This window comes from Nisaea sediminum, assembly GCF_014904705.1.
In the GTDB taxonomy this organism is placed as follows: domain Bacteria; phylum Pseudomonadota; class Alphaproteobacteria; order Thalassobaculales; family Thalassobaculaceae; genus Nisaea; species Nisaea sediminum.
The window spans coordinates 368,338-389,086 of sequence record NZ_JACZCQ010000003.1 but is presented as its reverse complement, the minus strand read 5'-3'; the positions used below and the strand labels follow the sequence as shown (position 1 = coordinate 389,086).

The 20,749-nt window shown below is 61.0% G+C and carries 21 protein-coding genes and 1 tRNA gene; 10 read left to right on the top strand and 12 right to left on the bottom strand.

What is annotated here, in order from left to right; all coding sequences use genetic code 11:
* Positions 1-150 precede the first annotated feature (150 nt).
* Both IG122_RS06895 and IG122_RS06890 read left to right on the top strand, forming a co-directional pair.
* Complete coding sequence (locus tag IG122_RS06895) at positions 151-1,749, top strand: matrixin family metalloprotease (protein ID WP_193181815.1); 1,599 nt, start codon at positions 151-153, stop codon at positions 1,747-1,749.
* Between the two features lie 698 nt (positions 1,750-2,447).
* Positions 2,448-2,657: a cold-shock protein gene (locus IG122_RS06890; RefSeq protein WP_193181813.1), complete on the top strand. Its 210-nt coding sequence runs from the start codon at positions 2,448-2,450 to the stop codon at positions 2,655-2,657.
* Positions 2,658-2,840: 183 nt separating this feature from the next.
* Here IG122_RS06890 and IG122_RS06885 read toward each other — a convergent pair whose 3' ends face one another.
* Complete coding sequence (locus IG122_RS06885) at positions 2,841-3,236, bottom strand: hypothetical protein (RefSeq protein ID WP_193181811.1); 396 nt, start codon at positions 3,234-3,236, stop codon at positions 2,841-2,843.
* A 550-nt stretch (positions 3,237-3,786) separates the two neighbouring features.
* Between IG122_RS06885 and IG122_RS06880 the strand changes: the two genes are divergently transcribed.
* Both IG122_RS06880 and IG122_RS06875 read left to right on the top strand, forming a co-directional pair.
* Complete coding sequence (locus tag IG122_RS06880; RefSeq protein WP_193181809.1) at positions 3,787-5,682, top strand: sensor histidine kinase; 1,896 nt, start codon at positions 3,787-3,789, stop codon at positions 5,680-5,682.
* The gene (locus tag IG122_RS06875; protein WP_193181807.1) at positions 5,679-7,898 is read left to right on the top strand and encodes an EAL domain-containing protein; all 2,220 of its coding nucleotides are present in this window, start codon (positions 5,679-5,681) and stop codon (positions 7,896-7,898) included. Before IG122_RS06880 ends, IG122_RS06875 begins: the two co-directional genes overlap by 4 nt.
* A 15-nt stretch (positions 7,899-7,913) precedes the next feature.
* Here IG122_RS06875 and IG122_RS06870 read toward each other — a convergent pair whose 3' ends face one another.
* From IG122_RS06870 to IG122_RS24300, 3 genes are all read right to left on the bottom strand, one after another.
* Complete coding sequence (locus IG122_RS06870; RefSeq protein WP_193181805.1) at positions 7,914-8,810, bottom strand: DMT family transporter; 897 nt, start codon at positions 8,808-8,810, stop codon at positions 7,914-7,916.
* Positions 8,811-8,920: 110 nt separating this feature from the next.
* Positions 8,921-9,961: a cyclase family protein gene (locus IG122_RS06865; RefSeq protein ID WP_193181803.1), complete on the bottom strand. Its 1,041-nt coding sequence runs from the start codon at positions 9,959-9,961 to the stop codon at positions 8,921-8,923.
* A gap of 113 nt (positions 9,962-10,074) precedes the next feature.
* Positions 10,075-10,200 carry a hypothetical protein gene (locus tag IG122_RS24300; protein WP_264299711.1) on the bottom strand — a complete coding sequence of 42 codons (126 nt, stop codon included), beginning with the start codon at positions 10,198-10,200 and terminating at the stop codon, positions 10,075-10,077.
* An 88-nt stretch (positions 10,201-10,288) separates the two neighbouring features.
* Between IG122_RS24300 and IG122_RS06860 the strand changes: the two genes are divergently transcribed.
* Both IG122_RS06860 and IG122_RS24295 read left to right on the top strand, forming a co-directional pair.
* Complete coding sequence (locus IG122_RS06860) at positions 10,289-10,468, top strand: YqaE/Pmp3 family membrane protein (RefSeq protein WP_193181801.1); 180 nt, start codon at positions 10,289-10,291, stop codon at positions 10,466-10,468.
* Positions 10,465-10,590, top strand: coding sequence for a hypothetical protein (locus IG122_RS24295; protein WP_264299710.1), 126 nt, complete (start codon positions 10,465-10,467; stop codon positions 10,588-10,590). The genes IG122_RS06860 and IG122_RS24295 overlap by 4 nt, the downstream gene beginning before the upstream one ends.
* 33 nt (positions 10,591-10,623) lie before the next feature.
* On the opposite strand, the gene IG122_RS06850 is transcribed toward IG122_RS24295, so the two are convergent.
* On the bottom strand, positions 10,624-11,001 hold the full coding sequence (locus IG122_RS06850) for a hypothetical protein (protein ID WP_193181799.1): 378 nt from the start codon (positions 10,999-11,001) through the stop codon (positions 10,624-10,626).
* Positions 11,002-11,111: 110 nt separating this feature from the next.
* Between IG122_RS06850 and IG122_RS06845 the strand changes: the two genes are divergently transcribed.
* Positions 11,112-11,558, top strand: coding sequence for a PAS domain-containing protein (locus IG122_RS06845; protein WP_193181797.1), 447 nt, complete (start codon positions 11,112-11,114; stop codon positions 11,556-11,558).
* On the opposite strand, the gene IG122_RS06840 is transcribed toward IG122_RS06845, so the two are convergent.
* Positions 11,555-12,388: a phytanoyl-CoA dioxygenase family protein gene (locus IG122_RS06840; RefSeq protein WP_193181795.1), complete on the bottom strand. Its 834-nt coding sequence runs from the start codon at positions 12,386-12,388 to the stop codon at positions 11,555-11,557. The two genes, IG122_RS06845 and IG122_RS06840, sit on opposite strands and share 4 nt — an antisense overlap.
* Positions 12,385-13,308 (bottom strand): phytanoyl-CoA dioxygenase family protein, encoded by a 924-nt coding sequence (locus IG122_RS06835; protein ID WP_193181792.1) that lies wholly within the window; start codon positions 13,306-13,308, stop codon positions 12,385-12,387. Before IG122_RS06835 ends, IG122_RS06840 begins: the two co-directional genes overlap by 4 nt.
* Before the next feature lie 220 nt (positions 13,309-13,528).
* On the opposite strand from IG122_RS06835, the gene IG122_RS06830 reads away from it, so the two are divergent.
* Together IG122_RS06830 and IG122_RS06825 are read left to right on the top strand one after the other, a co-directional pair.
* On the top strand, positions 13,529-14,440 hold the full coding sequence (locus IG122_RS06830) for a DnaJ C-terminal domain-containing protein (RefSeq protein ID WP_193181790.1): 912 nt from the start codon (positions 13,529-13,531) through the stop codon (positions 14,438-14,440).
* Positions 14,441-14,443: 3 nt separating this feature from the next.
* Positions 14,444-14,764: a chaperone modulator CbpM gene (locus IG122_RS06825; protein ID WP_193181788.1), complete on the top strand. Its 321-nt coding sequence runs from the start codon at positions 14,444-14,446 to the stop codon at positions 14,762-14,764.
* Between the two features lie 42 nt (positions 14,765-14,806).
* On the opposite strand, the gene IG122_RS06820 is transcribed toward IG122_RS06825, so the two are convergent.
* The 5 genes from IG122_RS06820 to gph form a co-directional block, all read right to left on the bottom strand.
* Positions 14,807-15,514 (bottom strand): SDR family oxidoreductase, encoded by a 708-nt coding sequence (locus IG122_RS06820; protein ID WP_193181786.1) that lies wholly within the window; start codon positions 15,512-15,514, stop codon positions 14,807-14,809.
* A gap of 85 nt (positions 15,515-15,599) precedes the next feature.
* Entirely contained in the window at positions 15,600-16,586 is a 987-nt protein-coding gene (locus tag IG122_RS06815) for an NAD(P)-dependent oxidoreductase (protein ID WP_193181784.1), read from the bottom strand.
* A 163-nt stretch (positions 16,587-16,749) separates the two neighbouring features.
* Positions 16,750-18,114: a hypothetical protein gene (locus tag IG122_RS06810; protein WP_193181782.1), complete on the bottom strand. Its 1,365-nt coding sequence runs from the start codon at positions 18,112-18,114 to the stop codon at positions 16,750-16,752.
* 252 nt (positions 18,115-18,366) lie between these two features.
* Positions 18,367-18,441 (bottom strand) — tRNA-Val (locus IG122_RS06805).
* A 43-nt stretch (positions 18,442-18,484) separates the two neighbouring features.
* Complete coding sequence (gene gph / locus IG122_RS06800; RefSeq protein ID WP_193181780.1) at positions 18,485-19,156, bottom strand: phosphoglycolate phosphatase; 672 nt, start codon at positions 19,154-19,156, stop codon at positions 18,485-18,487.
* Between the two features lie 224 nt (positions 19,157-19,380).
* Here gph and glmU point away from each other — a divergent pair, with 224 nt between their 5' ends.
* Positions 19,381-20,739, top strand: coding sequence for a bifunctional UDP-N-acetylglucosamine diphosphorylase/glucosamine-1-phosphate N-acetyltransferase GlmU (glmU, locus tag IG122_RS06795; RefSeq protein ID WP_193181778.1), 1,359 nt, complete (start codon positions 19,381-19,383; stop codon positions 20,737-20,739).
* Positions 20,740-20,749 lie beyond the last annotated feature (10 nt).

Genomic DNA, 20,749 nt, shown 5'->3' with positions numbered 1-20,749 from the left:
TACAAAATACCAGAATAAATGGACAGATTTCCCCGGGCAATTTTGTCGCGGTTCCGTGCCGTGGATAAACGGTGAGCAACACCGTTATGCTCCACGAAACTGTCGTGCAACCGTAGAATGCGACATGTGGCCGGGAACCGGAGGAGCGCGATGAGCACGGGAGATGGAGAGCTAGACGCCCTGCTGGCCGGCCTCGACTACAAATGGGGCACGATCGCCGACCGCGGTGCGCCCGTCGACGTGACCTATTCCTTCTCGGAGAGCCTGCCGTCCTATTACAGCGCATCTGACGTCCTGGTTTTCGCCCCGATGAACGAGACCATGCGCGAGGCGGCGCGCGAGACGCTCGCCGCATGGCAGGACGTTTCAGGGATCAGCTTCACCGAAGTGGAGGACGCGGTTGGCGGGCAGATCCGCTTCGGGACCGATAACGACCCGAATTTCGCAGGATATGCTTTTTATCCCGTTGCTTCGGACTCTGCGACGGTTACCGATGACGGCTATGGTGGTGACGTCTTTATCTCCAGTGCCTACGACTACACGCTTTTTCCCTATGCGGGGAATTACGGTTACCTGACCTTCCTGCACGAGATCGGTCATGCCATCGGACTGAAACATCCGTTCGAGGTGCCGACCCTCACCGTATCGCTCGATGACAGTGATCACACTGTCATGTCCTACAACAGCGATACAGATCCGAACGGCAATTATGTCTCAACCCTCGGCTGGATCGATATCCGTGCCGCGCAATATCTATACGGGACGCCCGGCAGCGGAACGCACGGTGTTACCGCTTGGGGCACGGAGGCTCCGGAGAGTTACAGCGCGGCGGACGGGATCACCCGCTATCTCGCCAATGGCGGCGACGACCTCGTTCGGATGGGGGCGGGTGACGACATTGCGCTGGGGCTTGCAGGTGCCGATACGCTCTCCGGTGCCGGCGGCGGCGACCTGCTCTTCGGGGGCGAGGGAGCCGACTCTGTTGACGGAGGGGTGGGGGATGACACGCTGTCGGGAGGCGCCGGGGCGGACATGCTGATCGGCGGCAGTGGTGCCGACCTCGCTTGTTTCGACGCCGTCGCGTCCGGGGGAACCGGCAGGATAGACCGCGATGGCGGAATCGTTGAATTCGACGGAAACGACACGCTGGATGGCGTCGAGCTGCTGCGCTTCGGGGACGGTGAGATTCGCCTGACCTTCGATGCGTTTACGGACCGCGCCAATTTCGACGAGGATCGCTATCTCGCCCTAAACCCGGATGTTGCCGAAGCGGTCGCGGCGGGAGCCATGCCGTCGGGGTACCTGCACTACACTGTCTTCGGATTGGCCGAAGGGCGCATGAGCGGAGCAAGCTACGTCTTCGACGAGGCGTTTTATCTCGAGAGCAATCCCGATGTGCAACTCCTGGTCGATGAGGGGATTCTGGCCTCCGGCCGTGTGCATTTCGAAACGCTGGGCCGGGAGCAGGGACGCGCCCCGAATGCATTTTTCGATGCGGCGTATTATCTAGGGCGGAATCCTGACGTGAGTGCCGCGGTGGCGCCGGGAGATCTTGGCGGCGCTTATACCCATTTCGTTTCCTTCGGGGGCAGCGAGGGGCGGGCACCGTCAGCTGCTTTCGATTCGGCGCGCTATCTCGATATGAACCCCGATGTTGCGGCGGAGGGTATCAATCCGCTCGACCATTATCTCGCGTTTGGCGTCTATGAGGGACGCAGCGTCTATGCGCTCGCGGACTACATCGTCTGAGATCTGACGACGGGGACGACTGGTTGCTGGTCCCGGTCCCGCGGGCCTTTCGCAGGTCCCGCGAAGAATTCTCTTGATTTCATTGTCAGAACATGGCCATCTGACGTCCGTGCATTGTGCGTAGATGGTGATTGTGTCATCAACAGTGCCAACTTCTTGCAAGGCGTCGTATCGATCGTTGCCAGAAAGCCCAACCGGGCAGATTAACAATACGGCAGCTGATCTACGCTAGCTTCCAGAACATAAAGGGTCATCTTCCGCAGCCAGACTGGCGCGATTAGACGGTGATCATTGAAAGAGCCTATTTGAGACAGCTTAACGACCTTGGCCCCGCCAAGTCCCACCTTCAGGCCGCATCGGCAGAAGGTCACCCCATCCCAAACCAGAGCGAAGTGTTCTCCGCGATGCCGAGAGGGCATAGTGCCGTCGGCATTGTGCGATCCGGCTCGGAGAAGACCAATGCCAACAGGTCTTCCGCTCCCGGTTCCCGGCGTTCCGGCTCGGTCCGGCGTACGGTTGAAAAGAATGCGCCCCGTCCCGACATCCAGGGCGAACGCAAACCCGGCCCCGATACGGCCTCTGCGGGTCTTGCCCGCATGCTCGGAAATATCGGTGCCGTAAAACTCCCTGCTTCCGCCTGAGCGCGGCACGCAGAGATCTCCACCCCGACCACAACGATCAGACGAAGGAATATGATCATGGCGACTGGTACAGTGAAATGGTTCAACACCACCAAAGGTTATGGCTTCATCCAGCCGGATGATGGCGGCAAGGACGTGTTCGTGCACATTACCGCCGTTGAGCGCTCGGGCCTGCACGGCCTGAACGAAGGCGACAAGATCAGCTACGAGATCGAGGAAGACCGCCAGCGCGGCAAGTCTTCCGCGGTCAATCTGCAGGCGCAGTAAAACAGCCCTCTGGGTTGTGAGTTTCGAGGGCGCCGTTCATCGGACGGCGCCCTCGGACGACTCCGGCGGACGGCTTCCGCAGCCTCTGCCACGACAGTCTGAAGAACGCCGATGCCCGATTTGGGGATGGGCGTTTTTTTATGTTCAGATTTTCTCCGCCTGTGCTGCACGTCCCGGCAGGGATCAGAACGGGCGTCGAATTTCGAGATTGTCCATCAGTTCAAGCATCCGGGCATCTGTGCTGACGGACTGTTCGAAGGCCGTCCTCGTCGATGCCTCCGCAAAATACTGTTTCAGTTTTCCGCTGTATTCACTCAGTTCATTTCTGTGCTCGGAACGGAAACTCTGTTCCCACGCCGCATAGCCGACCTTGGTCGAGTCCGGGTTGTTCAGTACGCTGACCTTCGGCAGATAGACGCCCATCCATCCCGGATACATCGCATGCGACTCGAGCCCCTGTACCAGATCCGAAAACGAAGTTGCCGAGCCGCTGGTCTTGTTCGTGTCCGAGTTTTTCCCTTCGGACTGACTGGCGTTGAGAACGGCTGGAATGGCCGCTTGCGTGGAAGACGTGATCATGGCGGTGCTCCTCCAGAGTTGATTATCAGGCGAATTGCGATGCAAGAACCGCACCATTAATGGGGGAATGGGCCCGACACGATGCTCAGCCGCCCTGGCTGCACCACCCGCTCGCGGTGGAAGGTGTAGATGCCGCTGGCGACGACGATGGCGGCGCCGATCACCGTCGCCAGATCGGGCAGGTATCAGATAGCCCCAGAGCACCGCCCAGGGCAGCATCAGGTAGTTCAGCGGCTGCAGCACGCTCGCCGGCGCGAGCGGACAGAGCCTTGATCAGGAGCCCGTGCCCGGTCAGGCCGATAACGTCGATCCTGAGATTTCTGCGCGGTTCGGAAGTCGTCGATATTCGTTTTTCCAAATTGTTGAAAAGGGTTGTACGCGACCCGCGTTTTCTCGGTTTGTTTTAAGATTGATCCGGATAATCGCATTAAGGTTTTATTAGTCTAACGCTTCCTATCATCTTTCAGGTTGAGAATTAGAAAGTCATTTTCGCGATTAATATGTGTGACCAGCGATATCAAAAGTTAATGAGCTATCGCGTGGGGGTCGAATGAGCGCAATCACCGCGACGATCTCAGAAGAGGTCCCGGATTTCAAAGACCGGCGATTGCTCAGATATGCATTTCCCTGCTTCGTCCTGTTGTTGGTCGGTTCCATCCTGGCGCTTCAATCCGCGCGCTATTTCGATCTGTCGAAACAATTCAAGCGCAGCCAGTTCGCGACGGAAGAGGCTGCAGGTCAGGCGAGAGGTCTGCTTGCTGAAAAACTTCGAGATCTCGCGGCGGACCTCGAGGTCGTAGCGAGCTACGCGTCCGTGCGTCAGCTGGTGTCGGGAAATCTCTCGGCCAGGCGCGAGGTCGAGGCCGCGTTCGCCAACTTCGCTTCGGCGAAAGAGGCGATCGATCAGGTGCGTATTCTCGGCAGGAGCGGGTTCGAGCTTATCCGTGTCGACAGAAGGAACGGCGTGACGAAGATCGCTGGCACGGACCGGCTGCAGGATAAATCCGCTAGGTACTATTTCTCGAATTCGATCACCTTGCCGGCCGGAGGCATTTATGTCTCCAAGCTGGACCTCAATGTCGAGAATGGACAGATTGAGGTACCCTGGAGGCCGACCCTGCGTCTCGCGACACCGCTTGCGGACGCTTCGGGAGAGGTTCAGGGCGTGCTGATATTGCAGATCCTGGCGACCGAATTCATCGACAATGTCAATCTCCGCCGTCCCGGTGGTACCGACCCGATCCAGTTGCTGAACAGCGACGGCTATTGGCTCGCCGGACGACCGCCGGGCGAACTCTGGAGCTTCATGTTCGACGGAGACATTTCCCTCCGGGCCCTCGATCCTGACCTGTGGAGAGCGATGAACGCCTCGGAAAACGGCGTGTTCGGGTTTGATGGGACCCATTACGCCGTCGACGTTCTTGAACCGGCCGCTCTTCTGGCGGGCCTGCCACGTGTCACTGGCGTGTTTTCCGAGGACAAGGGCTGGATCGTGCTGGGCGCAGCACGCGACCTTCGGTTTGCGGATCTCTGGACTTTGGGCGACCTGCCGGCCCTGTTTCTCGCCGCCCTTGCCAGTGCGGGACTGAGTTTCTTTTGGGGCCGCATGGCTCTTGCCCGGCGGATTGCCGAGGAACGGAAAGACATGACCGAGCATGAACTGGTCCGGATCGAACGTCTTGCCAGCCTCGGGAACCTGGTGGCGGGCATAGCTCACGAACTGAACACGCCGATCGGCAATGCAGTCACGATCGCAAGCACGCTCTCCGAGCGGGCGAAGGCGCTGGACGAGGCGGCTACCAGCGGTAGGGTCAGCCGGACAATGCTCGATGAATGCGTGGGCGATTTTGTGGACGGGAGCGCGGTGATTCTGCGTGTTCTCAGCCATGCGGGGCAGCTCATCCAGAACTTCAAGCAGGTCGCCGTCGACCAGACCAGCGAGCAGCGCAGGACTTTCCATCTCGCCGAGCTTGTCGACGACGTCGCGAGCATCATCCAGCCGCAGTTCAAGCACAGTTCGGTGCGACTGGACTGGAAGATCGCTTCGGGTCTGACGTTGAACAGCTATCCAGGACCGCTCGGGCAGGTGCTGATGAATCTTGCAGTGAACGGCCTGGTCCACGGTTTTGACGAAGAGGATGCCGGCCGGGTTGAGATTTCCGCCCGACTGGCGCCAAAGGGTCGGATCGAAATCCGTGTCTCTGACGATGGCAAAGGTATTCCCGATGCCTATCGCCAGAGAATCTTCGAGCCGTTCTTCACCACGCGGCTTGGTGACGGCGGGACCGGATTGGGCCTCAGCATCTGTTTCAACATCGTCACAGGCATGCTGGGAGGAACGATCATGGTGGAGAGCCAGATCGGGAAGGGCACGATGTTTGTCGTCACTGTTCCAGTCAACGCGCCCGAACCATCTGTTGCGGCAAGAGAGGGTGTACCGGAATGACCATGGAACCTCACACGCCGGGTGATGAATTTCTCGATATCTTCGATGATGTGCCCGATGCGGCAGGCCGCGATCCCACGAGGTCCTGGAAAATCCTCGTCGTGGACGACGACGAAGATGTCCACAACGCAACGCGTATGGCGGTGTCCGGGGTCAAGATCCTCGACCGGCCCGTCACGCTGCTTCATGCGCGATCCGGAAAGGAGGGGCTCGAAGTTGCCCGTGCCAACTCGGAAATCGCCGTGGCCCTGATCGACGTGGTAATGGAGCGGCCCGACGCGGGCCTCAACCTTGTACGCGAACTGCGCGATGCCGGATTCGCCGAACTGAGAATCGTGCTGCGGACGGGGCAGCCCGGTTACGCCCCTGAGTTGAAGGTCGTTTCCGAATACGAGATCGACGACTACAAGACGAAACAAGACCTGACCCGGACCGGGTTGCTCACCACGCTGATTTCGGCGGTGCGCGCCTACGAGCAGATCAGGGCGTTATCCCGTAGCCGAGAAGGGCTCGAGATGATCGTTGAAAGTGCGACGGAACTGTTCCAGCGCACCAATCTCGAGTTGTTCTCGCGGGGCGTCCTTACACAGATCTGCGGTATCCTCTCGATCGACGAGAATGGAGTCGTCTGCGTTCGCAAGACCGGGAACCGGGGTGCCGATGACACAGTCGTCGTCAGCGCCGCCGGACGATTTTCGGACCTGATCGGCCGTTCCGTCAGCGAGATCGACGACTTGCCGTTGCGCAGAGCGCTGCAGGACGCGAACGGGTCCAAAGAGCCGATCATCGAGAACGGATTTATGGCAATTTATTTTCCGTCCGACGGCAATCAGGCCATGTGGGGCTTGATCGAGACAGATTCTCGACTGTCCGATAGCGACATGGCCCTGCTGAGACTATTCATCACCAACATCAGCGTGGGTTTCGAGAATCTCTCCCTCGTCGAGCGTCTCGACGATCTTGCTTATGTGGATCATTTTCTGCAGGTACCCAACCTGAATGCGTTCATGAAGGCGCTCCAGGCAAGGGAGGGAGATCTCGCACACGTGGCCTCGACACGGATCGCCTTCGTCGGAATCGACGATCTCGGCGATCTGATCGCGACTTACGGGCTGGATGTCACGCTCGCGCTGCTGAAGACTTTCTACGATCTTCTGGTGCAGAAGGCCGGTTCGGACTCTATTTTGGCGCGCATCGGAGACGGGCTTTTCGCCATCCTGGCGGAGGAAGCATCGCTGACGCGGGACGCGATAGGAAGCCTGCTTGCGGTTCCGATCCAGGTGGACGGAATTACCATCCCGATCTCGGCGACTGCCGCGTTGATCGATTTCGCCGATGTTGAAGGCACGCCGGGCGCAGTGCTTCGCAAGGCGATGGCTTTCTTTCTCCATTTGAATCAGCACCGGCCCGGCGAATGCGTCGAATGCGATCAGAAAATCCGGGACGACGTCGAGCGGACGCGGGTGATACGTGCCGCGCTTGAGACAGTGTCCGAGACCTCTGACGGACTGGAAGTCTATCTGCAGCCTAAATTCGATCTCCTAAGCGGCGCTGTCACGGGTGCGGAAGCATTGCTGCGCTGGACGCTCGACGGCGAATTCGTCTCGCCCGCCGAGTTCATTCCCATCGCCGAGTCCGCGGGGAAAACAGAGTTTCTCACCGAATTTGTTCTCCGCGAGGTCGGCCGCTGGATGGCGGATCGCGACGGCGCGCCTATTCGGGTCGCTGTTAATCTTTCCATGGCAGATCTGAACGGGCCGGGCTTTTCCGAACGGCTGCTGGAAGGCGTGCGCGAAGTCGGTTTGTCGCCGGAGACCATCGAGTTCGAGGTCACGGAAGGAATCGGTATGTCTTCCTCGCCCTGGGCCGGCCGGCAGGTCGAGGCGTTGCGCGCAGAAGGATTTCTGCTCTCTATTGACGATTTCGGAACCGGTTACTCCTCGCTTGGCCAGTTCGACCGCATGCCGGTCGACACGGTGAAAATAGACCGGAGTTTCGTTACCGGCCTCGAAGTGGGGACGGCGCGGCACTCGTTGGCGGCCACGATCATGGCGATGGTGGAGTCGCTCGGGGTTGGATGTGTTGCCGAGGGGATCGAAACCGAGGACCAGAAACAGGCGCTGGTTTTTCTCGGCTGCAAAACCGGTCAGGGTTATCTGATGGGCCGCCCGACCCCGATCGGAGCATTCGACGGAGCCTTCATTTCCCATGGATGAACGGGAGCGGTTCGCTCAGCCGACCTGGCGCACCACCCGCTCGCGGTGGAAGGTGTAGATGCCGCTGGCGACGACGATGGCGGCGCCGATCACCGTAGCCAGATCGGGCAGGTGATCGTAGATCAGATAGCCCCAGAGCACCGCCCAGGGCAGCATCAGGTAGTTCAGTGGCTGCAGCACGCTCGCGGGCGCGAGCGACAGGGCTTTTATCAGCAGCCCGTGGCCGGTCAGCCCGAGGACTCCGATCCCGACCATCATCAGCAGCCCGAACCAGTCGGGCGTGACCCAGAAGAAGGGGCCGACGCAGGTCATCGCGAACAGTCCGGTGACGCCTGTATAGAGGATCGTGGTCGAGGCATCGTCATAGCGCGCGGCCCGGCGTGTCAGCACCTGATAAACCGCATAGAGCGCGATGCCGAAAAGCGGCACCAGATGCATCGGGTCGAAGGCGGCGAAGCCCGGACGGATGATGATCATCACCCCGATCGCACCGACGCCGATCGCGCTCCAGCGCCGGATGCCTACCTGCTCACGCAGGAGCGGGACCGAGAGCGCTGTCGTGATCAGCGGTCCGGCAGCGGCGATCGCCTGCACGTCGGCCAGCGGCAGGTGGCGCAAGGCGACGATGAAAACGAGGATTTCGCCGGCAAGGAGCAGGCCGCGGGAAATCTGCAGCACCGGCGCGCGCGTGACGAAGAGATAGCGTCCGCGTTTGTGCAGTCCGTTCGCCACGGTCACGCTCGCGAATACCATGTACCGGATCCAGAGGATTTGCGGCGCCGGATAAATCTGCGCCGCCATCTTGGTGATGGTATCCATCACCGAAAAGACGAAGGTGACCACGAGCATGATGCCGATTCCGGCGCGCGTGCCTTCGGCGTCTTCCCGCGCCCCGAAACGGTCGTTCGTCATCTTCCCGCCGCGCCCTCTCCCGAAGCCGGGCGTCCTTTATCGGTCCGCAATTTCCGGCGGCAACCACTTGATCGCGATCGCCGCCGGCTGTCCAGCGGAATGGCGCCTGTTCAGACAGTCGCGACAGGTGTCGCCGGCGAGCCGACCACGCCGGGCAGGCGGAGCGGCGGTGCGGTCAGCAGGAAGCGCGAGCGGCCCGCCTTGCGGAGCCAGAGCGCGAGATCGTGCAGGTACCAGAGTTCTCCGAGCGGGACGCCGAGCTTGAAGATGCAATGGTGGTGCAGCGGCATCATCAGCGTCGCGTCCTCGGGGATCTCCGCATGCGGGTCCTCGACGCCGTAATTGTCGGCGATCAGCGCCGCGAGGCCGCTGTCCGTGATCCAGTTGAGAAGGCGCTCGTCCCGGCTGTCGAGCACGCAGCAGGCATGGTGCAGCGTGTGCTCGTCCGGCTCTTTCTCGAGGTCCATGATGACCTTGGAGAAAGCGGTGTGCAGCAGCACCATGTCGCCTTTCTCGACGGTGACCTTGTCGGCCTCCATGATGCGCATGAGCTGGTCGTAAGTGATGTAGGTCCGCTCGCGGCCGAAATGCTTCTCGATGTCGATCAGAACGCCGCGACCCTGCACGCAGGTCTCGGCCATGTTCTCGATGCCGAGCCGTTTCGCCTCGGTGCCTTCGTAGCGGGTGTGTTCGCTGCCGGGCTGCTCCGAGGTCGGCCCGACGATGTCCACACCGCCACGCCAGCCGTTGTAGTAGACGATCTCCGCCTCGCCGTCGCCGTCGGCATCGAAGCGCGCACCGATATGGCAGAGACTGTCCCACTGGGTGGAGTATTGCAGGCAGAGCAGCACGGAATCGTCCGAGACCACGTCGACCAGGCGCGGGTCGTTCATCCCGAGCGGGAAGTTGAAATTTGCCAGGCCGCCGCGCGAGGTGGCGAAATGGCGGGGCGGGAAGCGCCGCGGGTTGAGCAGGCGCTTGCCGGGATAGTCGAGCGGCAGGGAAAGGCAGAAGGTCTCGCCGGTCTGCACCTCGGCGATGCCCTGGCGGACCTTCTCCGGCGTCAGCAGATTGATCCGGCCGCGCTCGTCATCCTCGCCGAAATCGCCCCAGGTCGATCCCTCGGGGCGGTTCTTCCACCGCTTGCTCATCGATTCCTCGCCATGTTTTTAATTTGTTATCGCCGGACCGGCACGTGATGACGGGAGTTTCCGACGGCATTGTCCGTCTGGCAAGACCGTGCCCGGTGGTCGGTCTCGTGCCGTCAGCGCATCACCCGGCTGCCATCGAAGGGAATGGTCTGTTCGGTCATGAAACCGGTGGCGCCGGAGGCGGGCATGCGGACGGACGCGCTGTCGACCATGCCGAGGGCGACGCCGTGGACCTTCACCGCCGGGCCCATGGGTAACCGGACGGCGCGCAATCGGTCGGACCGGTGCTATGATCAACTCAAGATCAATTTCCGGACGGAACGTGCCATGACCATCATCCGCCTCATCCTTACCATCCTGCTGCCGCCGGTCGGCGTCTTCCTGACCGTCGGGATCGGCCTGCATTTCTGGCTCAATATCCTGCTGACGATCTGCGGCTATATCCCAGGCATCGTCCACGGCGTCTGGGTCATTGCGCGAAAGACGGCGCCGAAACCAGCGGCGTGATACGGTCGCCAATCGGTTTCGTTCGCCTGCATGGATCTTCGTTCATGATCCGGCAGCAGCTTACTGTCCAGACGCTCGGCATCGCGAACCAGCGTCCGCAGACGCTGCTTGGCCTGTTCTGATTAACGAGGCTCCTTTCGGTCATCCGCCGAAGATCAACCGGTTGCGCGCGTCTCCTCGATCCATGCGAGCGCTTTGGCGGGGTCACGGAAGATGCTGATGGTTCTCTTGCCACCTTCGAGTGAGAGATAGGCGGTATAGAGTCGCAGCAGATCGTCCACGACGTCGTCACGGCAGACGAAGGCGACCACCCGATCGGATGCGCTCCGGTTTCTGTCCGCCAAGGCTTTCAGAGCGTCCGGCGTTATCTCGGAGAATTCGGCTTCGCGGCAATCGACCAGCTGGGAGTAGCGCGGGTCGTAGAGCGGGTCGGTCCGCAAGACCGTGAGAGTTTCGAGCGTATGATCAAGACTCAGCTTTCCCGCTAGACGGATCTCGATAAGCCGCCGCTCCGGATCGATCCTGAAATCCATCATGTTGCTCGGGCTGGCCTCGCTCTCAGCTGAGTCCGTTACGGCTTTTTTAACGCGCCGTCACTAGATTGCCGTTCCCTGATAAGAATTGTATGCCGGTAATGGTCTCAATGCACGATATCATCGAACAAGCGATCTCCTATTGGGAAAGCCTTCACGACGGGCCTGGCGCCCCTTTGCGCACGTCGTTCGACCCGGTCGATATCCCCCGGCTTCTTCCCCATATCCTGTTCTTCGATGTGCTCGATGAGGGGCGCGATTTCCGTTTCCGGGTCATCGGCGAGAGGGTCCGGTCGGTGTTTTTCGGGAACTATACCGGGCGGACATTGTTGAGCCTCGATCATGTCGAACCCGACGGTCCGCTTGTCAGAATGTTCCGGAAGGCTGTCGTATCGCGCGAGCCGGTGCGCGAGCCGGTCGAATATGTGGGGCCGAACAGTGAGATCGTGAAACACGACGAGGTCGTCCTGCCCCTCGGCAACGCGGCGGGAACCGTGACCCATCTTGCGGTTCTCGTGGTTCTTGCGGACCGGCCGTCGAGAACCCGCAGACGCTAGCCCGCCTTTCCGCCCAGCATCACCTTGTTCCTGGCACCCGCTATCTCTGTCCAGTGCGCGATATCCGCCTCCGTCATCAGTCCCGTGGGCGGCCGGCAGGCGCGGAAATTTCCGTAGCGGTCTTCGCCGCGCACCAGCATCGCCGCCATGTTGCCGCCCTCCGTCTGCCGCGCCCGCGCCGGGATGTAGCGGATGGCGAGGCCGATCCGCCGGTCGCCCGTCCGGTTCGGATGCGAGGCGTGGAAGACCCGGCCGTGATGGATCGACATCTGCCCCGGCTGGAGCGCCGCGTCCGTCGCCTCGCTTTCGTCCACCTCGACCGCGAGTTCCTGGCCGCGGGTCAGCAGATTGTCTTCGGCATAGGTGTCGCGGTGATCGACCCGGCGGTTCTGCGAGCCGGCGACGAAGCGCATGCAGCCGCTTTCCGCCGTCGCCGGTGAGAGCGCGACCCAGGCGGTCACTTCCTCCTCTGTCTCCAGCCCCCAGTAATGCAGGTCCTGGTGCCAGGAAACGAAGCTCTTGGTGCTCGCTTCCTTGATGAAGAAGGGCGCATCCAGCACGAGGAGGTCCGGGCCGAGGATCTTGGCGACCACGTCGGTGATCTCGGGGCGCCTTGTGATCTCGTCGATGAAGGGCAGCACGAGGTTCGGGTAGCGCCGGAGCATCTTCCGGAACGTCTTGTCGGCGCCGTACTCGGCCTCCGCCGCCTCGAGCTGGCGGCGGTAGTCTGAGGCTTCCCCGGCGGACATCACGGTGATCGGGCAGACGAAGCCGTCGCGGGCGAAGGTCTCTGCGACGGTGGAAGCGGCCGCGCTCTCCATCATGCTCATGCCGGACTCCTCTCGCGCGGGGTGAAGACGCTGCGCGCGCCGCCGCTCTTCTGCGTCTTGAAGATCGAGCCGGCATCGGGCGCGGGCGGCAGCGGCAGGCGCATCGGCACCGCCGTGGCGCGCGGTTCCATCGTCATTTGCCCGGTGATGATGTGCTCGGCGAAATGATCCCAGAGCGCCTGTCCGCCGGCCTGGGCGAGCTTCGCGTAGCTCGCGGATCCGACCAGCGGCCAGGCGTCGGCGGCGCGGCACTCGTAGAACAGGATCAGCCGGTTACGGTCCGAGAGATTGGGCGCCGAGCCGTGCAGGGTGCGGACATGGTGCACCGTCATCGAGCCCGCCTTGCCGGTCAGCGTCACCGCCTTCCCGACGTCGAACAGCGGATCGTCCGGATCGACCGCGCCGCAGAACCGCCCGGTCTCGGCCGAATGGTGCGACAGCACCGGGCCCCTGTGCGTGCCGGGGATCACCTGCAGCGGCCCGTTGGCCTGGTCGACATCCTCCAGCATCAGCCCGAAGGCGAGCATGTCGTCGTTGCTGTGCGGATAGAAGGCCCAGTCCTGGTGCCATTCCACCGCCGCCCCGCCGCCGGGCGCCTTGGTGTTGAGCTTGCTGGTCTGCAGCGCCGTGTCGGGGCCGAGCAGGGCGGTCAGCACCTCGGTCATGCGGGAGGTCTTCAGCACCTCCCAGTAATAGGGATGCCGCAGATGCGGCAGCTTGATCCGGGTGAGGCGGGGGCGCTCGGCCGAATGGCCCTCGTCGAGATCGTAGACGTCGCCGCTCTCGGTGACGGCGCGGGATTTCTCGATCAGGTCGTAGGTGATCGCGCGCAGCTTCTCCAGCTGCTCGGTGGTGACCGCGTCCTCGACCATCAGGTAGCCGTTCTCGCGGTAGAAGGCGATCTGATCCGGGGTCAGCATCGGTTGGTCCTCCCTTGGGGGCGCCGATTGTTTTCAGACGGCGCGTTCTTATTTGAGGACAGTATGAAGCCGATGGGACTGAGGGCTACGGAAAATTCGGAACGAGTGCGGCGATGTATCCCCGATAGCGGGAGAGGGTGCGGCGCCTCGTCGCCGATCCGTGGCGGGCTCCTGCGGATGATGTATCCTGAGAGTTCGGTTCAAGAGAGAGAGTTTTGCCGTGGCGGACGATCTATACGAGGTGCTGGGCGTCTCAAGGGACGCCTCCGGCGATGACATCAAGAAGGCCTATCGCAAGCTGGCCAAGAAATACCATCCCGACCTCAATCCGGGCGACCGGGCGGCCGAGGAGACCTTCAAGAAGATCCAGGCCGCCAACAACCTGCTCTCCGATCCCGAGAAGCGGCGGCAGTACGATGCCGGCGAGATCGACGCCGAGGGGAACGAGACGCCGCGGCACTATTACCGCGAATATGCCGAGGCGGGCGGGGAGCACCCTTACCGCTCGAGCGCGGGATACGAGGATATCAGCGACGTCTTCTCCGACCTCTTCCGCGCGCGCGGCAGGGGCGGTCCGGAGGGCGAGTTCCGGATGCGGGGCGGCGATGCGCGCTATTCCATCGAGGTGCCGTTCCTCGAGGCGGTGAACGGCGCGAAGAAGCGCGTCACTATGCCGAACGGCAAATCACTGGAGATCACCGTCCCGCCGGGCCTGCATGACGGACAGGTGCTCCGGCTGCGCGGCCAGGGCATGCCGGGATATGGCGGCGGCGAGGCGGGCGATGCCTATGTCGAGGTGCATGTCGCACCGCATCCGGGCTTCCGCCGCCATGGCAACAACATCCATGTCGAGCTGCCGATCGGGCTACACGAGGCCGTGCTCGGTGCGAAGGTCCGCGTGCCGACCGTGACCGGCGCCGTGACCATGACCGTTCCGCCCGGCTCCAATTCCGGGGATACGCTCAGGCTGCGCGGCAAGGGCGTGCCCGCCTCGGCCGGACGGCCTGCCGGCGACGAGGTGGTGACGCTGCGGGTCCGGCTGCCGGAGGAGCCGGACGAGGACTTGAAGAGTTTTCTGGCGGACTGGGCGAAAACCCATGCCTACGATCCGCGCAAAGGGACGGAGGGCTGAGCCATGCGGGAAGAAACAGAGATCCTCGATCTGTTTTCGGGCCTCCGCCGCGAGACCCTCCATCTCTGGATCGAGCGCGGCTGGCTCGCCCCGGCGCGCGCCGGCGGCGGCTACCGCTTCCGGGAAATCGACGTGGCCCGCCTGCGGCTCATATTCGAGTTTAGCACGGAGCTCGCGATGGACGACGAGGCGCTGGACGTGGTCCTGCCGCTGCTCGACCAGCTCCACGGCCTCCGCCGCGAACTGCAGCGCCTCGCCGGCGCGGTGAATGCCCAGCCCGAGGAGGTGCGCGCCCGGATCATGGCGCATCTCGACGAGGGCTGAGGGGAGTTCAGGGGCGTGGTCCCTTGATCCGGGAGATCCGCGTCAGAGCATCGCCTCGTACCTGCTGTTCACCAGGATCTCGGCGACCGTCGCACTGTTCGGCAGAGAGAGCGCGTAGGCGACGGTTTCGGCAATCGTCTCGGGCTCGATCTTGAACTGCCCCTCCGGCGCCGGAATGTGCTCCGTCATCCGGGTTTCCACGAGCCCCGGACAGACCGACGTCGCCCGGACCCCGTCGTCCCAGCCCGACTGGCGAATGGCCTGCGTCAGCGCCATGGCGGCAAACTTGGAGGCGGAATAGCCGAGGATCTCGTTCCGTAGCACGCGCTTGCCGCCAAGCGAGGCGATATTGATCACCCGGCCGGCGCCGGAGGTTCTCAGATGCGGCAGCGCGGCCCGCGCCAGCCAGAGCGGCCCCTTGAAATTGACCGAGAACATCCTGTCGAATTCCTCTTCCGTGCCGTGCTCGAGGGAGCCGCCGATCTCGATTCCGGCATTCAGCACGACGCCGTCGATGCGCCCGTAGCGGGCCATCGTGGCCTCGATCCAGCCAGCCGACGTTTCCAGCGCCTCCGCGTCCCAGTGATGCACCATCGGATCGCCGCCGATCTCCGCGAGCGGGATGGTCTCCGGGCGCCGGGCACCGAGACTGAGCGTGTAGCCCCGCGCGGCAAGACTCTTGGCGATCGCCAGCCCGATGCCCCGGTTGGCTCCGGTAACCAGAATGACCCGTCCTTCAGGCGACAGCATGATCTCTTCCTCCCGTGATCCCGACAAAGCGCATGCGCGCTGAATATACCCGTTTCAGCGGCGCGATGGCGCGCCGTCCGGACCGTCAGAGCGTGTCCGGCGAAACCTCGTTCTTCAGGGCGTCCCCGCGGAGGAACCGGGGCAGGTTGTCGAAGAACAGCTCGTCCCAGCGCGCCCGGACGCCGCTTCCGTTGAAGGAGGTGTGGGCGGTCAGGGTGATCTTCGGGTGCGCCCAGAGCGGATCGGAGGCCGGCAGCGGCTCCTGGTGGAAGACATCGAGCACGGCGCGGGAGAGCCGGCCGCTGTCGAGCGCCGCGATCAGCGCCGCATCCACGACCAGGCCGCCGCGCCCGATATTGACCAGCAGGCTTCCCTCCCTGGCGGCCTCGAAGAACCGTGTCCCCGCCATGCCGCGGGTCTCGTCGTTCAGCGCGCAGGCGAGCACGATGACATCGGCGTCGGGCAGGAAGGCGTCGATGTCGGAGAGCGTTCCCACGCGGTCGATGCCCTCGATGGCGCCCGGAGAGCGGCGGATGACGGAGATTTTGGCGTCGAAGGCCCGCGCCCGCCGCGCGATATTGCGGCCGATGGGGCCGTAGCCGAAGATCAGCCAGTTCGTGCCCGAGATCTCCCGGAACGGGGTTTTCTCCCAGGTCTTGGCTTCCTGCAGCTCCCGGCGCCGCTCCAGCGGGTGGAACGCGGCGAGCACGTTCGCCATGACATATTCCGAGATCGCAATCGCCTGCGCGTCCGAATTGCAGAGCCGGACGCCCCTCTGGCCGATCTGCTTGTAGAGCGGATTGTCGAGACCGGCATTGAAGGTCTGCATTACGCCGATGGAGCGGGTGCGGAGCGCCATCTTGAGCGCGGGCTCGACCAGCTTGTCGAAACTCAGGTCCGGGCTGAGCCAGAGGTAATCGATATCGGCCTCTTCGGGCGGAACCGTTTTGCCGCCGATCCTGTACTCGCCGGCCGCGGTGAAGGGGATGAGCGTGATGTCGAGATCGAGAGACTCAAGGCGGGGCGCCAGTCTCTCGATGGTCTTTTCGTAGATTGCGACGGAACGGGGCATTTTGCGGACTCTCATTGCTTAGTGCTGTAGAGATTTTCCGCCGAGCGAGGAAAAGTTTCTCAAGCAGGGGCGGCGCCAGATGGATGATGCTGGAATGGCATAGGCAGATCTGTCTTGGCTGACCTTACGGTATGGTTAATCTGGAAAGTCAAAGCGGAAATTGTCATTTTTCTGTTGCTTTTCCCCTAATGTTACTAGCTGCAGCTAATAGTCTAGACACCTCTTTCATAGGGGTGTTCGGAGGTTTACCGAAATCATAAGCTTCGGGCGATAAAGCCTCCACGAGAGTCTTTAGTTTTTCAGAATCGTAGACGATCAGTTCAATTGCATCGGCCTGAGAATCATATGCAGCCGCTAGCCGAGTTATATATCTGTAAAGATTAAAAAGAAGCCCTACAAGATAAAGTATTACGATGGCAAATCCTATTCGTACAAGCGTTGATTGCGCTGCAGAGTAAAAGAAATTTCTATCAGATACGGATTGGTCGGTGCTTTTTTCATTGGCCCGTCTTTCAATTATTGCCGACAATGAGACGGCTAGATTGTTATATCGAAGTATAAGTGATTTTATATCATTTTTTTCTTCTTCTTTTATTTTGCTATTCATATCTTTCAAAATATATGAATAGTTGATTTGCGGGACGGGGCCAGATCCTATATCACCCAATCCACTAATTTCTGATGAAATACCGATTGAATGGAATGCTTCAGAAAGTTGAAGGGAAGCGTTATTTATTTTTTCCCTAACATCAGATTCTTCTTGAATTAGTCGTCCAATTCCACTCGTGGGTGCGGCAAGGCTCGTTTCTTGAAGGGTTCTCAATATTATAGCTGAAAGGCCTATTATTAAGGCAACTATAAATATAAGTATAATATATGCAGAAATTCTTGAATAAAGTGCTCTTTGTCGCAATTTATCTGAAACGGGATCTGATTTTATTATATAATTTTCACTTCGATTATTGGTGTCGTTGGTTTTTTGTCTTTTTCTTGCTGTGTTTGTCTGTGTGTGATTTTCAATAAGTGATGATAGTTTTTTTATGAATGCCCGAATTTTTTCGTTGAAACTTGCCAGGATAAATAGAATGGGTATGTCAACAAGATACTCGGGGGCAATATTAGATATTTGAAGTATTCCAGTATCATGTAATGCATTTTCGATGGGAGATATTCCGTATGGCGCGATATGAAAAAGATAAGAGAATGTAATAAAAAGTATGAATTCACTTTTTCTGGAATTAATTTTATCTAAAGGGCTCGGCGATTCTAAGATACGAGTAATGCCTTTGAGTCCGTAAAATGCGTAAAGAAAATAAATAGATATTCCAATTAATGATATAATACTTCCTATTATTGTTTCATTTCTTTCAATTCCTGAATCAAGAAATTGTCCAAACGAGAAAAATCCTATAAATATTGATGAGGCAATGAATGGAATTGATCTAATTATTATTAATAAAAAAACAAAATATATTAGGAGTTGTGGAATATTGTGCTGAGAAATATTTTTTTTTGTTTTTAATATCATTTTGATCCTCGGTATTTTCTTAATTTATTTCACTGAGGCGTCTCTAAGTGTTCCGCTGCTACACTCTGCAATCAAATTACGAATCATAGGGGACAATTGAGGATAGCAAAATTGCGGCTTTTCGTCGTCAGGATAATCGCGTCATCCGAGGGCTGTGCCGGCGGATAAATTGAACTCTGATTGCAAAAGCGTCTGCCACTGGTTCAATTGAGGCAGGTTCGACTTTCGGATCTATGACGCGTGAAGAACCAATGGTGGGCGCGGCTGGGATTGAACCAGCGACCCCTGCCGTGTGAAGACAGTGCTCTCCCGCTGAGCTACGCGCCCGTCGCTTGGTGGAGGGCTCTCTTAAGGGGCCCGATCCCGCCTGTCAAGCAAGTGATGCGAGGGCGTCCGGCAAATCGCGGAAACGGTCGAGCCGGGCACTCGCCGGGATCTCGTCGAGCGGGGTGCGGGCATAGCCGTAGGTCATCAGGATGAAGGGCATGCCGGCGCCGCGGCCGGAATGGGAATCGTGCTCGTTGTCGCCGACCATGCAGGCCGCTTCGGGCGCAATGCCGAGCCGCTCCAGCACCGCCGCCGGATGGGCCGGGTCGGGTTTCCTGACCGGGAGCGTGTCGCCGCCGACAATGGCTTCGAAGAGATGGTCGAGACCGAGCAGGGCGAGCACCTTGTGGGTGGCGCGCTCGGGCTTGTTGGTGCAGATCCCGAGGCGGTATCCGGCAGCCTTCAGCGCTTCCAGCGTTTCCGGTACATCCGGATAGGGGTGGGTGCGGTCGCTCGCATGGGCCTCGTAGAGCGCGATGAAACGTTCCGTCGCCGCCGTGAGGGCCTCCGGCTCGAGCGTCACGCCGCGTTCGGCCAGCGCGCGCCGGACGAAGACCTGGCCGCCGTCGCCGACGAAGGAGCGCGCGGTGGCGAGGTCGATCGGGTCGAGCCCGCGCTCGGCGAGCAGCATGTTGCCGGCGGCGTGAAGGTCGGGCACCGAGTCGATCAGGGTGCCGTCGAGATCGAAGACGATGGCGGAGAGTTTACGGGACATGGGACGCGGCCGGAGCGGTTGCGGGTGATCTTCGCCTATAGCATGGCGCCGCGCCTTCGCGGTGCCCGATTTTCATGGTGCGGATACCAGATGAGGGAGCGTCGCCCGCCCGGACGGCAAGTTGTTGTGAAAGGTAAGAAAACGTGACTGTCTTGGCCGGGGGCGCTATGGCATTTTCGCATGCAGATTTAACCCTTGTTCTTCACACGCAGCGCAGTTGAGTCATGAACGATCCCGTCGCCGTCGTCGTCCTTGCCGCGGGCAAGGGCACAAGGATGAAGTCGGACCTGCCGAAGGTCCTGCACACTATCGCCGGGCGGCCGATGCTGCATCATGTGCTGGCGGCGACGGAACCGCTGCAGCCGGCGCGCCGGGTCGTCGTGCTCTCGCCCGGGCAGGACGCGGTCGCGGCCAGCATCGCGCCGATCCCGACGGCGATCCAGCATCCGCCGCGCGGCACAGGCGACGCGGTGCGCGCGGCGAAGGCGGAGCTGGAAGGTTTCACCGGCACCGTGCTCGTGCTGTTCGGCGACACGCCGCTGCTGACGCCGGAAACGCTCGGCCAGATGGTGGCGATGACGGAGGGCCCGGACGGCGCGGCGTTCGTCATTCTCGGCTTCGAGCTCGACAGTCCGGGCCGCTACGCCCGGCTGGTGCTGGACGAGGCGGGGAACCTCAAAAAGATCATCGAGGCGCCGGATCTGAAGGGCGACGAGGTCGATATCAAGCTCTGCAACGGCGGCGCGCTCGCGGTCGACGGCAGCCGGCTCTTCGACTGGCTCGACCGGCTGGAGCCGCATAATGCGCAGGGCGAGTTCTACCTCTTCGACCTGCTCGATTTCGTGCATGAGGAAGGCCGCAAGGCAGGCGTCGTCTGGATCGATCCGGTCGACACGATGGGCGTCGATTCCCGTGCCGGGCTCGCCGCCGCCGAGGCGAAGATGCAGGACCGTCTGCGCCGCCGGGTGATGGACGAGGGCGTGACGCTGGTCGCGCCGGAGACCGTCTTCCTCAGCTTCGACACGGTGATCGGCCAGGACAGCGTGGTGCAGCCGCACTGCGTTTTCGGTCCCGGCGTGAAGATCGGCCCCAAGGTCGAGATCAAGAGCTTCTCGCATCTGGAAGGCGCGACGGTGGGGATCGGTTCGCGCATCGGGCCCTATGCACGGCTCCGGCCCGGTGCAGAACTTGGTGAGCGCGTGCATGTCGGCAATTTCGTCGAGGTGAAGAACGCGCATTTCGGCGACGGCGCGAAGGCCAATCACCTGAGCTATGTCGGCGACGCCGAGGTCGGCGCGGGCGCCAACATCGGCGCCGGCACCATCACCTGCAACTATGACGGTTTCGAGAAGCACCTGACGGAGATCGGCGCCGGTGCCTTCATCGGCTCCAACACGGCCCTCGTGGCACCGGTCCGGATCGGCGAGGGGGCTCTGGTCGGCGCCGGCAGCACGGTTACCGAAGATGTCGGCGCGAACGACATCGTGGCGGTGCGCGGCACGCGCAAAGTCGCGCCGGGCGCGGCCGTGCGCTATCGCGAGACGCGGGCGGCGCGCAAGGCCGCCAAGAAGAAAGACACCTGAGAAGAAGGGA

Coding starts and splice junctions, on each gene's coding strand:
- IG122_RS06870 (WP_193181805.1), bottom strand. CDS start 8,810: ATGACGAACGACCGTTTCGGGGCGCGGGAAGACGCCGAAGGCACGCGC.
- IG122_RS06880 (WP_193181809.1), top strand. CDS start 3,787: ATGAGCGCAATCACCGCGACGATCTCAGAAGAGGTCCCGGATTTCAAA.
- IG122_RS06820 (WP_193181786.1), bottom strand. CDS start 15,514: ATGCTGTCGCCTGAAGGACGGGTCATTCTGGTTACCGGAGCCAACCGG.
- IG122_RS06845 (WP_193181797.1), top strand. CDS start 11,112: ATGCACGATATCATCGAACAAGCGATCTCCTATTGGGAAAGCCTTCAC.
- IG122_RS06850 (WP_193181799.1), bottom strand. CDS start 11,001: ATGGATTTCAGGATCGATCCGGAGCGGCGGCTTATCGAGATCCGTCTA.
- IG122_RS06875 (WP_193181807.1), top strand. CDS start 5,679: ATGACCATGGAACCTCACACGCCGGGTGATGAATTTCTCGATATCTTC.
- IG122_RS06865 (WP_193181803.1), bottom strand. CDS start 9,961: ATGAGCAAGCGGTGGAAGAACCGCCCCGAGGGATCGACCTGGGGCGAT.
- IG122_RS06835 (WP_193181792.1), bottom strand. CDS start 13,308: ATGCTGACCCCGGATCAGATCGCCTTCTACCGCGAGAACGGCTACCTG.
- IG122_RS06885 (WP_193181811.1), bottom strand. CDS start 3,236: ATGATCACGTCTTCCACGCAAGCGGCCATTCCAGCCGTTCTCAACGCC.
- IG122_RS06890 (WP_193181813.1), top strand. CDS start 2,448: ATGGCGACTGGTACAGTGAAATGGTTCAACACCACCAAAGGTTATGGC.
- glmU (WP_193181778.1), top strand. CDS start 19,381: ATGAACGATCCCGTCGCCGTCGTCGTCCTTGCCGCGGGCAAGGGCACA.
- IG122_RS06815 (WP_193181784.1), bottom strand. CDS start 16,586: ATGCCCCGTTCCGTCGCAATCTACGAAAAGACCATCGAGAGACTGGCG.
- IG122_RS06825 (WP_193181788.1), top strand. CDS start 14,444: ATGCGGGAAGAAACAGAGATCCTCGATCTGTTTTCGGGCCTCCGCCGC.
- IG122_RS06810 (WP_193181782.1), bottom strand. CDS start 18,114: ATGATATTAAAAACAAAAAAAAATATTTCTCAGCACAATATTCCACAA.
- IG122_RS06895 (WP_193181815.1), top strand. CDS start 151: ATGAGCACGGGAGATGGAGAGCTAGACGCCCTGCTGGCCGGCCTCGAC.
- IG122_RS06840 (WP_193181795.1), bottom strand. CDS start 12,388: ATGAGCATGATGGAGAGCGCGGCCGCTTCCACCGTCGCAGAGACCTTC.
- gph (WP_193181780.1), bottom strand. CDS start 19,156: ATGTCCCGTAAACTCTCCGCCATCGTCTTCGATCTCGACGGCACCCTG.
- IG122_RS06860 (WP_193181801.1), top strand. CDS start 10,289: ATGACCATCATCCGCCTCATCCTTACCATCCTGCTGCCGCCGGTCGGC.